Raw genomic sequence first — 12,075 nt, forward strand, 5'->3', positions numbered from 1 at the left:
CTGCTGGCCGACGTGCGCACCCGCCAGCGCGGGATCGAGCGGGGTGCCGCCGCGTCCGCTGCCTCCCAGCGGCCGTGGGCCTCGGTCCAGCCGCCGGCCCAGCGCACGACGTCACCGTCGGAGACCCGGAGGGTGTCCTCGGCCAGGTCGTCCAGGACGGCACGGTCGTGGCTGACGAGCAGCACCAGGGGCACGCCGCCGGCCCGAACTGCCTTGACGAACCGGTCCCTGGCCCCGGCGTCGAGATGGTTGGTCGGCTCGTCCAGCACGAGCACGTCGGGGTCGGATGCCAACGCCGCGGCGAGATGCCACTGCATCCGTCGACCGGGCGATCGGGTCGACCAGTCGGCGAGGTCGTCGACGTCCAGGCCGAAGCGCCGCCGCCACGTCACGGCATCACCGTCCCAGCGCAGAGCGAAGTCGCCGACGACGTCGGTCAGGTCGGTGGCGTCCTGGCGGACTCGCCGCACCGGACCGTCGTGGACGAGGTCGACTCGCCCGGACGTCGGCGTGAGCGTGCCGTCGACGAGGTCGAGCAGGGTGGACTTGCCGGCGCCGTTGGGACCGACGACGGCGTGCAGCCCGGGGCCGACGTCCAGCGTGACGTCGTCGAGCACGGGCACGGCCGTGGAGTGGGCGAACGAGACCCCGCGCAGGTGCACGGAGGTGAGTGAACGGGCAGCACTGCCCGAGGATGATGCAGCCATGGAGTACCTCGCAGGCATCCCAGAGCGGGGATGCAGTCGAACCAGAAGGGTTCAGGCGAGGTGGCGCAACGGTCGTCCGACGGACGGGGACAGGTGGGTCGTTCCGCGTCGTTCACGCAGAATGCCCGGCGGTTTCCCTGCCGAGCATGCGGTGAGTCTACCACCTCGCTGGCCCAGGGTGCAAGCGAATCAATTCGCCAGTCGTTCGGTGGGGCCCGGACGGCCCCCGGCTGCCCGTAGGCTCGCCGGCATGGACCTCACCCTGCTCGACTACCGCCGACGCGTCGCCGACCTGTACCGACAGGTGCGGAGCACGGCCGACCCGGCCGTCGCACACCGCACCTGGATCGACGGCCGCCACGAGCTGTTCGCCGACCACCCGCAGAGCCCCGTCGCGGACCGCGCGTCCTTCACCGGCATCGACTACTTCGACCACGACCCGTCGTGGCGACTGGTCGGCAGGTTCGTCCCCGGCGACGACCGGCCGGCCGCGGACGTGGCCCACTCCGGTGACGGGACCACGCCCTTCCGACCGATCGGGACGGTGACCTTCCACCGGGACGGGACCGACCACGAGCTCGAGGTCCTGTGGCTGGCCGGCTACGGCGGCGGCGTGTTCCTGCCCTTCCGCGACGCGACCAACGGCGACGAGACCTACGGCGGTGGCCGCTACCTGCTCGACACGGTCAAGGGTGCGGACCTCGGCCACCAGGGCGACGACGTCGTGCTGGACTTCAACTTCGCCTACCACCCGTCGTGCGTCCACGACGACTCCTGGTCCTGCCCGCTCGCCCCGCCGGGCAACCACCTCGACGTCACGGTCCGGGCCGGCGAGCGCCTGGGCTGACCCGGCCCACCTCCTCGTCAGTAGGGTGGATGGATGGGGTGTGCGGCGATCCAGACCTCCGGGTCCGACAGCTCGCACCGGGACGGGGGACACAGGTGGCGAACCGATCCTCGACGGCGGTGCGCGAGTCCCGGATGGCCATCGGGCCCACCACCCGGGAACGGACCGGACCCCGGCACGGGCCACGTGTCGCGCCACGTCGGTGGCGCCCGTTCGTCGTGGGGGTGGCGGCCCTGGGCCTCCTCCTCGTCCCGGTGCCGTGGCGCCTGCAGATGGGTGACGACCCGCTGGCCCTGACCTGGGACCTCGACGGCCGACTGGAGGTCGACGGGGAACTGCTCGACCCCCCGGGCAGGTGGACGTGGCTGACCGTCGGTCGTCCCCCACTGGCCGGGGAGGTGCTGGTCGACGTGCTCGACGGCGGCGACCGATCGTCGTGGGACATCCGCGACGGCGCGTCCACGTCACGGCCAGCCGTCGTCGAACCGGTGGCCGCCGCCGCCGGGCTGCGGGCCGCCGGTCGCGACGTCTCGGTGGGACTCACCGTCACGGTCTCGGAAGCGGTCGATCCGCGACTCCCCGAGCGAGCAGTCCTCGTCGAACTCAACGGCATGACCCTGGAGGACCGGGGCGACTGGGCGGTGGCCGCCAGCCGCCCGGGCCTGCCGGTGACCTTCCGGTTGTCGGACGGGACCACGGGCACCCACCCCGGGCGGACCCTTCCCTGGCGTGACATCGAGGTGGCCGACGTGCCGCCCGACGACCTCCAGGCCAGGCTGTTCGGCAACCTCCCGGACGTGGCACCGATCCAGTGGGCGCGTGACCACCTGGCGCTGGGACCCTCCCACGGCCTGATGGTCGCGCTCACGACGTGGGCGGCCGCCAGCGGCCTGGAGCTCGACGGCGTGCACGTCGCCGGGACCGGAGGCATCCGCGGGGACGGGGTGGTCACCCCGATCGGAGGACTGGAGCCCAAGGCACGCGCCGCGCGCGACGATGGCGCGGACCTCCTGTTCTTCCCGCTCCCACAGGCCGGCGAGCTGGACGGCTTCGACCCCGGATCCATGACCCTGGTCGGGGTCAGCCGACTCGAGGACGCCACCCGCGTGCTGGAATCGTGGCCTGGAGCCTCCTGAGCCACCGGGACGGCGACGTGGTCCCGTCGACCTGGACCGCCAACCCCTCGGGAGATCAGCCCACCGGCACGGGCTGGCGGCGAACCGAGGTGATCCGTCCCCCGCCCAGGCACCGCCCACCGTCGTAGGCGACCGCCGACTGGCCCCGCGCCACCCCGTGCACGGACTCGTCGAGCCGGATGACGACGCCGCGTGACCCGTGCCGTTCGAGCCGGGCGGGCCGAGGGCGGCCGTGGGCGCGGAACTGGACCGTCAGCCCGTCACCGTCCGGCCACGCACCGGTGGTCCACGACGGTTCGTCCACCCCGATCGTGTCGACGGCGAGCGCGTCGCGTGGTCCGACCACGACGGTGTTGGACGTCGCGTCCACCTCGACGACGAACCGACGCTCGTGGTGGTCCAGGCCCAGCCCGCGTCGCTGGCCGACCGTGTAGTGCCAGATCCCGTCGTGCTGGCCGAGCACCTCGCCGGACACGTCGACGATCTCGCCACGCACCACCGGGAGGTGGCGACCGAGGTACCCGGCGGTGTCGCCGTCGGGCACGAAGCAGATGTCGTGGCTGTCCGGCTTGGTCGCCACGCGCAGCCCGAACACCTCCGCGCGGGTCCGCACCTCGTCCTTGGTCAGCCAACCGACGGGGAACAGGGAACGGGCGAGCTGGTCCGGGGTGGCCATCCACAGCACGTAGGACTGGTCCTTGCGCTCGTCCACGGCGCGGTGCAGCCGCGCGGGGCCGCCCGGACGCGTGACCGGGCGCCCGTCCGGCGTGCGCAGCCGGACGTGGTGGCCGGTCGCCAGCGCGTCGAAGCCGACGGCCCGGGCCCGGTCGAGCAGGGCCGCGTACTTGACCTTCTCGTTGCAGCTGACACACGGGTTGGGGGTGCGTCCGGTCGCGTACTCGCGGGCGAAGGGGTCCTGGACCTCCCGGGCGAACACCGTCGACAGGTCCCAGACGTAGAACGGCACGTCCAGCACCTGGGCGGCGCGGCGGGCGTCCGAGGCGTCGTCCAGGCTGCAGCAGCCGTGCCCGGGGACCTGCTGGTCGTCGGGCACGTCGGCCAGCTTGAGGTGCACACCGGTGACGTCGTGGCCAGCCTCGACCAGCAACGCGGCCGCGACCGCGGAGTCGACCCCGCCGGACATCGCGACCAGGACCCGGCTCACGACGAGCCCGCCAGGTCGAACAGCCCCTGGCCGGCCCGCAGCCGGGCAACCACGTCCACCAGCACCTCGCCGGCGCGGGCCACCTCCTCGTCGGTGCTGGTCCAGCCCACCGACAGGCGCAGCACCGCGTCGTCGTCGATCCCGCACGCGCTCACCACGTGGCTCGTGGCGGCCCCTCCCGACGAGCAGGCGGAGCCGGTGGACGCGCACAGGCCCGCCTGGTCCAGGCCGAAGGTCAACAGCTCGGCCTGCACGCCGTCCAGTCCGAGGTGCAGGTGGGTGGGCAGGCGCCACGCCGGGTCGGACGCGCCGTGGACGTGCACGCCGTCGATGCTCTCGGCGACTCCGCGCAGGTGGTCGGTCTGGCGTCGCGCGGCCTCCACGAGCCGGTCCCGGTCGGCGACCGCGGCGGTGACACCGGCACCGAGCGCAGCATCCAGCGCGGCGGCGAAGGTGCCCGAGCGCACGCCCCGGTCCTGGCCGCCACCGTGGAGCAGCGACTGGACCGGCACGCCGCGACGCAGCACGGCCGCACCCACCCCGGGCGGTGCGCCGAACTTGTGTCCGGACAGCGAGATGGCGTCGAGTCCCTCCACCAGGCGGACCGGGCGGGTGGCGAACGCCTGGATGGCGTCGGTGTGCAGGACGGCGGGTCGTTCGGCCAGTTCGGCGGCCAGCGTGTCGAGGTCGTTGCACGAACCGACCTCGTTGTTGGCGGCCATGACGCTGACGACCGCCGTGTCGTCGGTGACGGCGGCCACCACCTCCTCGACGTCGACCCGACCGTCGCGGCCGGGCGCGACCTCGGTCAGGGTGAAGCCGTGCTCGGCCAGCCAGCGAGCGGCGTTGCGGACCGCCGCGTGCTCGACGGCGGTCGTCACGAGGTGGTGCCGCCCGGCATCGGCGGCGGCCCAGGCCAGGCCCTTGACGGCGAGGTTGTCGGCCTCCGTGCCCCCCGAGGTGAACACGACGTCGGCCGGGGCGGCGCCGACGGCGTGGGCGACGGCCTCACGCGCCTGCTCGACCGCGACCCGGTTCGCGCGACCGGCGGCGTGCATCGCCGAGGGGTTGCCGAGCACGCCGTCGTGGCCCGCCTCGTCCAGCCAGTCGTGGAGCGCAGCGCGGGCCTCGGGGCGCACCGGCGTCGAGGCCGCATGGTCGAGGTAGAGCATGACACCAAGGGTGCCAACTGCGACGCCACCCTGCCCACACGGGCCGGCGCCGGACGGCCAGGACCCGGCCCGCACGAGCCTGACGATCAGCGGGGATCGGACGCATGCCGTCCGGCTACGGTCGTCGATCCTCGACGGGCAGGCCACCGATGCGACCACTCCGGGTCGACCCCCTGGTCACCGATGTCGGCACCGCGGCCGGACACCGCCTGGTGCTGCTGTCGCTGGAGGTCTACGACGAGGTCGCCGACCTGCGCTTCGCCCGGATCGACGTCGACGCCCCCCGGCCGCTCGCCCGCCGGGTCCCGAGCGCCGACGCCTGGCAGGTCACGGTGGACGGCACCCCGGCCCGGGTGCTGGACGCGGTCGGCCGCGGGGACCGCGCGTTCTCCAACGGCGAGGTCCGCCTCGCCCCGCCCCCGCGACCGGGGGCTCGGCTGGTCGTGACGGTCGACCTGGCGCGCGACGAGGAGCCGCTCACCGCCACGGTCGACCTGCCCACGGCGTCCGCATGACGAGCCCGGGAGAGCCTGCGGTCCCGACCACCCGGCGGTGGCTCGCCCTGGCCGGGTTCCTCGCCGCGTCGTTCGCCGCCGCGGGGATCGCCGTGTCGCTGCAGGGAGGTGGCGTCGAGGGCTTCTACACCAGCCTCGACCTGCCGGCGTGGGCGCCGCCGTCGTGGCTGTTCGGTCCGGTGTGGACCGTGCTGTACATCGCGATCGCGGTCGCGGCATGGCGCGTGTGGGAGCACGCCGGCTGGACCGCGGCCCTGACGGTGTGGTCGGTGCAACTGGTGTTCAACGCGGCCTGGACCCCGGCGTTCTTCAACCTGCAGTTCGCGACCCTCGCCCTGGCCATCATCGTGGTGCTGCTGGGACTGGTGCTGGTGACGATCGCCCTGATGGCACGCCACGACCGCGTCGCCGTCGCCCTGATGGTTCCCTACGCGCTGTGGGTCGGGTTCGCCACGGCGCTGACGCTGGCGATCTGGGTCCTCAACCCGAACCTGCGGTAGCAGCGAGTCTGCCGACGACCTCCAACGACGACGGAGCGACCACCATGCCGGATGCCGTGGACCGCTTCCTGGCCACCTTCGACGACCCCGAGGGGGTGCAGGTGCGGCGCTACCCCGCCGGAACCCGCACCGCGGCGGACGCCGCGGCCGCGATCGGCTGCGACGTCGCGCAGATCGTGAAGTCTCTGGTCTTCGTGGCCGACGACACGCCGGTGCTCGTCCTCACCGCGGGGAGCAACCGGGTCGACCCCGGCCGGGTCGCGACGCTGCTGGGTGCCGACCGCGTGACCAAGGCCGACGCCGACGTCGTGCGGGCGGCGACCGGCTTCGCGATCGGGGGGACGCCCCCGTTCGGCCACCCCGCTCCCCTGCCCACGCTCGTGGACCGTGACCTGCTTGCCCACGACGTCGTGTGGGCGGCGGCCGGCAGCCCCGACAGCGTGTTCCCGCTCGACCCGTCGACCCTGCCGGCTCGCACGGGCGGCACGGTCGGCGACGTCGCGGCCGGGTAGAACGCTCACCGAGGGTGGCGGCTGAAGAACCACCAGACGATGAACGCCATGAAGCCACCGAGCACGATCCCGGCCAGCGCGACCGCGAACACCATCTGGGTCAGGGCCAGGACCCAGTCCTCGACCGGCAGCCCGGCCCACCGCTCGAGCAGGAGCACGGCCCCGGTCAGGACGGCCAGGACCAGCGGCCACCGGGCGAACTGCCGTGCCGGGCGCCGCGACATCCCGACTCCTCCCGGCCCCGTGGTCCGTCGGCCGCCTCAGCTGCGCCGCATGAGCTCGACCCTGGTGCAGCGGTCCTCGACGTAGTCCATGCCCGCCTCGGCCGCGATCTCGGCGGCCTCGGGGCTGCGCAGGCCCAACTGGTTCCACAGCGCGGGCGCGCCGGCGGCAGCGGCCTCGGACGCGATCCCGGGCAGGTGCTCGACGCGACGGAACACGTCCACGAGGTCGACCGGACCGGCCTCGGCGATCGTGTCCACCGCCGGCACCCCCAGGACCTCGTCGACCTCGGGGTTGACCGGCACGATCTCCCAGCCGTGCGACTGCAGGTACGCCGCGACCTCGTGACTGGCTCGCCAGGGGCGATCGGACAGGCCCACGATCGCAACCCGGCCCGGCTCGGCGAGGAGCCGGTCGATCAGCTGCTCGCGTGCGTCGCGGGAGCCTGCGAGCGGCCCGTCGGGGACCGGGCAGACGTCGTCGGCGTCGACGCCGGGGACGTCGAGTGGGACGGCGGATGGTCGCGTGGGCACGATGGCTCCTCGGGGCGGGGCGGACGCGCGGGAACGGTGCATCGGGGGCAACGGCAACGCCGGTCACGGTCTTCCCAGCCAACCAGTCCACTGCCGGGGACGCCCGTCGTTCGCCGGGTGGGCCGACCGCCTCGGTTGCTACGGTCGTGCCACGTCGCCAGCGAAGGATCCGTCCGAGTGGCTCGAGCCGGCAAGCCCCGCAAGCACGTGTTCGTCTGCGTCAACCAGCGCGATCCCCAACATCCACGCCCCTCGTGCCTGCCACGGGGAGGCGGGGACGTCTTCGAACTCGTCCGCGAGTTCTCCGGCGCCCACGGCCTGGACGACGTCAAGGTCGTCGCCTCGTTCTGTCTCGAACCGTGCATGGTCGGCCCGGTGGTGTACGTCGCCCCGGACGACGTCTGGTACGGCGGCGTGACCGTGGACGACGTCGAGCAGATCGTCGAGCAGCACCTGCGCGACGAGGAACCGGTCGAGTTCCTGCGCATCGGCGAGCCCGAGTTCGAACTGTCCCCCCTGCAGGGCCGGGACGCCCTGCCCCCGGGGATGATCCCGCCGGTGCCGCCGCAATGACCGAACGGAGCACCATGGGCGGGGAGGGGGTCGATGCCACGGGTCGCCAGACGTGGGACGCCTACTTCCTCGAACTCGCCCGGACGACCGCCACGCGCGCCACGTGCCTGCGACGCAAGCACGGTGCCGTGATCGTCCAGGAGCGTCGGATCGTGTCGACCGGCTACAACGGTGCCCCGTCCGGGCACCCCCACTGCACCGAGGGCGCCTGTCCACGGGCCCGGTCGGACACGCCACAGGGCCACGACTACAGCCAGTGCATCGCCATCCACGCCGAGGCCAACGCCCTGCTGTTCTCCGGTCCCGCCGAGCGCGCCAACGCCACCCTCTACTGCACCGGTGCACCCTGCTTCGGCTGTGCGAAGCTGATCGCCAACTCCGGCATCGGGGAGGTCGTGGCCTCGGGCGGCCGCTACGACGGGTGGGACCGCACCCGGGAGTTCCTGCTCACGTCCGGGGTGCGCGTGCGGCTCCTCGACGGGCTCGACCACCTCCCCACCCTCGACCTCCACGTCCCGCACGAGGTCGACGGCCGCCCCTGAGCGGGCGCCGTGTCAGTTCAGCCACTGCAGGACGAGCCCGACGGCCAGCAGGAACACCAGCATCCATCCGCCCACCCGGAGCATGCCGGTGACCTCGCGCCCGATCCCCCGTGGTTCGGGGAGCGGCTGCAGGCGGCGGCCGCACGGGCAGGTCCCGGGATCCAGGGTCACGACGTGGTTCTCGCTGCACCGGTAGCGCGGTCGTCGGGCGAGGTCGTAGCCACAGGCGCTGCAGGCCACGCCGTCGCGGGGATTGCGCGCGGTGCAGGCCGGGCACTGTCGGGCCTGGAGCCGGTCGTAGGCCACGAAGCCGGTGGCCAGGGCGACCAGGCCCCCGTACACGACCGAGGCCGCGACCAGGTCGGCGAAGGACGCACGGTCGGCCAGCACGAACGGCGACATGGCGACCATCGCCACGCCGATCGGCGCGATGCTCCAGGCAGCGACGATCCCCCGCTCACGGGTGGTGAGCGGACCACGCTGGGGCTGACGTGGCTCCTCGCTCACTCACGTCCTGGGGTCGACGACGCCGCAAGGGTACGACGCCAGTTAGGCTCGCCACCCGGCCGGGGCACCGTGGCCCCGGGACGCCGCGCCGTCGACTCGAGGTCGCATCCATGAGCCTGCAGGTGTCCACCACCGATGACGGCATCGCCGTCCTGACCCTGGACGACGGCGCCCACAACGCGCTGGGACCGGAGCGGTTCCGCGAGTTGCTCGCCGCCTTCGACGACGCCGACGACGACGTCCGGGCCTTCGTGGTCACGGGTCGCGAGGGCATCCTCACGGCCGGGCTGGACCTGAAGTTCATGGCGGCCTCGGACGCCGATGCCATCCATGACCTGCTGGTCGTCTTCGGGCGTGCCATGATGCGGGTCTGGACCGAGCCGCGGCCGACGGTCTGCGCGGCGACCGGCCACGCGGTCGCGGCGGGCACGATGTTGGCGATGGCCTGTGACCACGCCATCGCGGCCGAGGGCGAGTTCGCCTGGGGCCTGACCGAGACCCAGATCGACTTCGCGATGCCCAGCTACGGACTCGCGCTGGCCCGCCACAACGTGCGGGCCGATCGGCTCGACGACCTGGTCCTGCAGGGTCGGCGGGTCGACCCCGTGACCGCCGTCGAGGTCGGCTACGCCGACGCCCTGGTCCCCGTCGAGCAGGTGCGCCAGGCCGGCCTCGACGCCGCCCGCCAACTGGCCGAACTCCCGCCCCGGGCCTACGCCAGCACCAAGCAGCGGCTGCGTGGCGCGGCGGCGGACGCCGTCCTTTCGGGTCTCGAGGCGGACATCGAGGCCATGCGCGACTTCCTCGAGACCTGACGTGGCCGACGTCCTGGACGCCTCGCTGGCCCGGCTGGATGCCGCGCTGGCAGGACCGGTGGAGCCGACCGCGGCCGCCGCGCCGACCAGCCTGACCCCGGCCCGCGCGCAGTCGCTGTTCACCGACATGGTGCGGTCGCGCCTGTTGGACGTGGCGGCGCGACGACTGCAGGCACGGGGACACGGGTTCTACACCATCGCCTCGGCTGGCCACGAGCTGACGGCCGTCGTCGGGGCCCAGCTGCGTCGCACCGACCCGTGCCTGCTGCACTACCGCGACGGCGGGCTGGTCATGGCCAAGTCGCGGACCCACCCCGATCCGGACCACGACGTGCTGGCGGCGACCGTGGCCAGCTTCGTGGCCGCGGCGGACGAGCCGGCGTCGGGAGGACGTCACAAGGTGTGGGGTGACCCGGCGACGTGGATCGTGCCCCAGACGTCGACCATCGGGTCACACCCGCCCAAGGCGGTCGGGATGGCCGCGATGCTCGCCCGGGCGGCCCGGCTCGAGGAGCACCCGGCGGTCCCCGCCGACGCGATCGTCGTCACCAGCCTGGGAGACGCGTCGGCCAACCACGCCACCACGCTGTCGGCGCTGACCGCCGCACGCTGGGCCCATCGCCACGGCAACCCGGTGCCGGTCCTGGTGGTGGTGGAGGACAACGGTCGGGGGATCTCGGTGCCGACGCCGCGGCGGTGGATCGCCGACTCGCTGTCGCACCTGCCGGGGCTGGCGTTCCACGACGTCGGGGAGGTCGAGACGCCGGTGGAGCACGCCTGGGAGGTCGTGGCAACGGCGGTCGAGCAGGTCCGCACCCAGCGACGCCCGGCGATCCTGCGGCTGCCGTGCGTCCGGCTGGGTGGGCATGCCGGCAGTGACGTCGAGGCGGGCTACCGACGACGGCGCGACATCGACACCGACCTGGACACCGACCCGCTCGTCGCGGTCGCGTTGCGGCTGTGCGGGCTCGGCCTGACCACGTCGGAGGAGCTCCGGGAGGTGGTGGCCGCCACCCGCGCCCGGCTGGACGAGCTGGTGGCGGACGTGGGGCGCCACCGCCACCTGGCCTCGGCCGACGAGGTCATGGCGCCGATGGCACCGCACCGCCCGGACGCCGTGCGTGCCGACGCGGTCGCCCACGTGGCCCCGGCGGGCGACGACGGCCCACCGACCGGCGAGCTGACCCTGGCACAGGGACTCAACGGGGCACTGCGCGAGCAGCTCGTGACGCGTCCGGAGACGTTGGTCTTCGGCGAGGACGTCGCGGTCAAGGGTGGGGTGTACGGGGTCACCAAGGGGCTGCAGGACCTGGCGGGACGGGCCCGGGTGTTCGACACGCTGCTGGACGAGACCACGATCCTGGGCACCGCCCAGGGCGCCGGGCTGCTCGGGCTGCTGCCGTTCCCCGAGGTGCAGTACCTGGCCTACCTCCACAACGCCCTGGACCAGCTCCGGGGCGAGGCGGCGTCGACCCGGTTCTTCTCCGACGGTGCGTTCGCCACGCCGATGGTGCTGCGGGTGGCGGGGCTGGCCTACCAGAAGGGCTTCGGTGGCCACTTCCACAACGACAACGCGATCGGGGCGCTGCGCGACGTCCCGGGGCTTCGACTGGCGGTGCCGACGCGTGCCGACGACGCCGTGGGGATGGTGCGTGCGGCCGCGGCCATGGCGTCGGTCGACGGTGACGTGGTGGTGGTCCTCGAGCCGATCGCGCTGTACCACCGCCGCGACCTGCACGCGCCCGACGACGGTGCGTGGACCAGTCCGTGGCCGGGTCCCGACCACGTCCTGCTGCCCGGCGAACTGGGGATCCGCCACCCGGAGGCGACCGACGTCGCGGTCGTCACCTGGGGCAACGGCGTGCCGATGACGCTGGAGGCGGCGCGGCGGCTGGGCGACGGCGCCGGGATCCGGGTGATCGACCTGCGATGGCTCGCCCCACTGCCGCTGGCCGCGGTGCGCGACGCGGTCGCCGACTGTGCGGCGGTGCTGGTCGCGGACGAGGCCCGGGCGACGGGTGGCGGGATCGCCGACGCGGTGGTCGCCGACCTGGCCCGCCACGGCTGGGACGGAGGCCTGGACAGCGTCGCCAGCCGGGACTCCTACGTGCCGCTCGGCCCGGCCGCGGACCACGTCCTGCTGGGCGTCGACGACATCCACGCCGCCGTCCTCCGCCTGCTCGACCGCACGTAGGTCGGTCCAACGACAGCCACCTGGCGTTCGCTGCCGCCCCACCCGGGCTCGAACGCCACCAGGAGGTCGCCGGCGGGTCGAGACGCAACAGCCTGGCGTTCGGTGCCGCCCCACCCGGCCTCGAACGCCACCAGG

The 12,075-nt window shown here is 73.7% G+C and carries 15 protein-coding genes; 9 read left to right on the forward strand and 6 right to left on the reverse strand.

Going from position 1 to position 12,075, the window contains the following annotated elements; genetic code table 11:
- A partial coding sequence (locus KR546_RS12515; RefSeq protein WP_238445053.1) for an ATP-binding cassette domain-containing protein occupies positions 1 to 707 on the reverse strand: 707 nt, incomplete at its 3' end.
- Positions 708 to 957: 250 nt separating this feature from the next.
- Here KR546_RS12515 and KR546_RS12520 point away from each other — a divergent pair.
- Both KR546_RS12520 and KR546_RS12525 read left to right on the forward strand, forming a co-directional pair.
- Positions 958 to 1,554: a DUF1684 domain-containing protein gene (locus tag KR546_RS12520; protein WP_238445054.1), complete on the forward strand. Its 597-nt coding sequence runs from the start codon at positions 958 to 960 to the stop codon at positions 1,552 to 1,554.
- 134 nt (positions 1,555 to 1,688) lie between these two features.
- Positions 1,689 to 2,690 carry a hypothetical protein gene (locus KR546_RS12525; protein WP_238445055.1) on the forward strand — a complete coding sequence of 334 codons (1,002 nt, stop codon included), beginning with the start codon at positions 1,689 to 1,691 and terminating at the stop codon, positions 2,688 to 2,690.
- A gap of 55 nt (positions 2,691 to 2,745) precedes the next feature.
- Here KR546_RS12525 and mnmA read toward each other — a convergent pair whose 3' ends face one another.
- Together mnmA and KR546_RS12535 are read right to left on the reverse strand one after the other, a co-directional pair.
- Positions 2,746 to 3,855: a tRNA 2-thiouridine(34) synthase MnmA gene (gene mnmA / locus KR546_RS12530; RefSeq protein WP_238445056.1), complete on the reverse strand. Its 1,110-nt coding sequence runs from the start codon at positions 3,853 to 3,855 to the stop codon at positions 2,746 to 2,748.
- Positions 3,852 to 5,027, reverse strand: a complete 1,176-nt coding sequence (locus KR546_RS12535; RefSeq protein ID WP_238445057.1) for a cysteine desulfurase family protein — start codon at positions 5,025 to 5,027, stop codon at positions 3,852 to 3,854. The genes mnmA and KR546_RS12535 overlap by 4 nt, the downstream gene beginning before the upstream one ends.
- Positions 5,028 to 5,176: 149 nt before the next feature.
- Between KR546_RS12535 and KR546_RS12540 the strand changes: the two genes are divergently transcribed.
- From KR546_RS12540 to KR546_RS12550, 3 genes are read left to right on the forward strand one after another with little or no spacing between them, the layout of a single operon-like run.
- On the forward strand, positions 5,177 to 5,542 hold the full coding sequence (locus tag KR546_RS12540; RefSeq protein WP_238445058.1) for a hypothetical protein: 366 nt from the start codon (positions 5,177 to 5,179) through the stop codon (positions 5,540 to 5,542).
- Positions 5,539 to 6,042 carry a TspO/MBR family protein gene (locus KR546_RS12545; RefSeq protein WP_238445059.1) on the forward strand — a complete coding sequence of 168 codons (504 nt, stop codon included), beginning with the start codon at positions 5,539 to 5,541 and terminating at the stop codon, positions 6,040 to 6,042. Before KR546_RS12540 ends, KR546_RS12545 begins: the two co-directional genes overlap by 4 nt.
- 44 nt (positions 6,043 to 6,086) lie before the next feature.
- Complete coding sequence (locus KR546_RS12550; protein WP_238445060.1) at positions 6,087 to 6,554, forward strand: YbaK/EbsC family protein; 468 nt, start codon at positions 6,087 to 6,089, stop codon at positions 6,552 to 6,554.
- Between the two features lie 5 nt (positions 6,555 to 6,559).
- Here the strand turns inward: KR546_RS12550 and KR546_RS12555 are convergent, their stop codons facing one another.
- Complete coding sequence (locus KR546_RS12555) at positions 6,560 to 6,778, reverse strand: hypothetical protein (protein ID WP_238445061.1); 219 nt, start codon at positions 6,776 to 6,778, stop codon at positions 6,560 to 6,562.
- Between the two features lie 36 nt (positions 6,779 to 6,814).
- The gene (locus KR546_RS12560) at positions 6,815 to 7,309 is read right to left on the reverse strand and encodes a CoA-binding protein (RefSeq protein WP_238445062.1); all 495 of its coding nucleotides are present in this window, start codon (positions 7,307 to 7,309) and stop codon (positions 6,815 to 6,817) included.
- A 177-nt stretch (positions 7,310 to 7,486) separates the two neighbouring features.
- On the opposite strand from KR546_RS12560, the gene KR546_RS12565 reads away from it, so the two are divergent.
- Both KR546_RS12565 and KR546_RS12570 read left to right on the forward strand, forming a co-directional pair.
- A complete protein-coding gene (locus tag KR546_RS12565; protein ID WP_238445063.1) occupies positions 7,487 to 7,882 on the forward strand; it encodes a (2Fe-2S) ferredoxin domain-containing protein in 396 nt (131 codons plus the stop codon).
- The gene (locus KR546_RS12570) at positions 7,879 to 8,424 is read left to right on the forward strand and encodes a deoxycytidylate deaminase (protein WP_238445064.1); all 546 of its coding nucleotides are present in this window, start codon (positions 7,879 to 7,881) and stop codon (positions 8,422 to 8,424) included. The genes KR546_RS12565 and KR546_RS12570 overlap by 4 nt, the downstream gene beginning before the upstream one ends.
- A 12-nt stretch (positions 8,425 to 8,436) precedes the next feature.
- On the opposite strand, the gene KR546_RS12575 is transcribed toward KR546_RS12570, so the two are convergent.
- Positions 8,437 to 8,931, reverse strand: a complete 495-nt coding sequence (locus KR546_RS12575) for a hypothetical protein (protein WP_238445065.1) — start codon at positions 8,929 to 8,931, stop codon at positions 8,437 to 8,439.
- 110 nt (positions 8,932 to 9,041) lie between these two features.
- Between KR546_RS12575 and KR546_RS12580 the strand changes: the two genes are divergently transcribed.
- Both KR546_RS12580 and KR546_RS12585 read left to right on the forward strand, forming a co-directional pair.
- The gene (locus KR546_RS12580; protein ID WP_238445066.1) at positions 9,042 to 9,746 is read left to right on the forward strand and encodes a crotonase/enoyl-CoA hydratase family protein; all 705 of its coding nucleotides are present in this window, start codon (positions 9,042 to 9,044) and stop codon (positions 9,744 to 9,746) included.
- A 1-nt stretch (position 9,747) separates the two neighbouring features.
- Positions 9,748 to 11,940, forward strand: coding sequence for a thiamine pyrophosphate-dependent enzyme (locus KR546_RS12585; protein WP_238445067.1), 2,193 nt, complete (start codon positions 9,748 to 9,750; stop codon positions 11,938 to 11,940).
- Positions 11,941 to 12,075: the final 135 nt, after the last annotated feature.

This window comes from Salsipaludibacter albus (assembly GCF_019798055.1).
GTDB lineage: Bacteria > Actinomycetota > Nitriliruptoria > Nitriliruptorales > Nitriliruptoraceae > Salsipaludibacter > Salsipaludibacter albus.

Bases quoted from the DNA above. Each gene is read 5' to 3' on its own strand.
- KR546_RS12545 (WP_238445059.1), top strand. From the start codon at position 5,539: ATGACGAGCCCGGGAGAGCCTGCGGTCCCGACCACCCGGCGGTGGCTC.
- KR546_RS12525 (WP_238445055.1), top strand. From the start codon at position 1,689: ATGGCCATCGGGCCCACCACCCGGGAACGGACCGGACCCCGGCACGGG.
- KR546_RS12535 (WP_238445057.1), bottom strand. From the start codon at position 5,027: ATGCTCTACCTCGACCATGCGGCCTCGACGCCGGTGCGCCCCGAGGCC.
- KR546_RS12555 (WP_238445061.1), bottom strand. From the start codon at position 6,778: ATGTCGCGGCGCCCGGCACGGCAGTTCGCCCGGTGGCCGCTGGTCCTG.
- KR546_RS12580 (WP_238445066.1), top strand. From the start codon at position 9,042: ATGAGCCTGCAGGTGTCCACCACCGATGACGGCATCGCCGTCCTGACC.
- KR546_RS12520 (WP_238445054.1), top strand. From the start codon at position 958: ATGGACCTCACCCTGCTCGACTACCGCCGACGCGTCGCCGACCTGTAC.
- KR546_RS12550 (WP_238445060.1), top strand. From the start codon at position 6,087: ATGCCGGATGCCGTGGACCGCTTCCTGGCCACCTTCGACGACCCCGAG.
- KR546_RS12570 (WP_238445064.1), top strand. From the start codon at position 7,879: ATGACCGAACGGAGCACCATGGGCGGGGAGGGGGTCGATGCCACGGGT.
- KR546_RS12540 (WP_238445058.1), top strand. From the start codon at position 5,177: ATGCGACCACTCCGGGTCGACCCCCTGGTCACCGATGTCGGCACCGCG.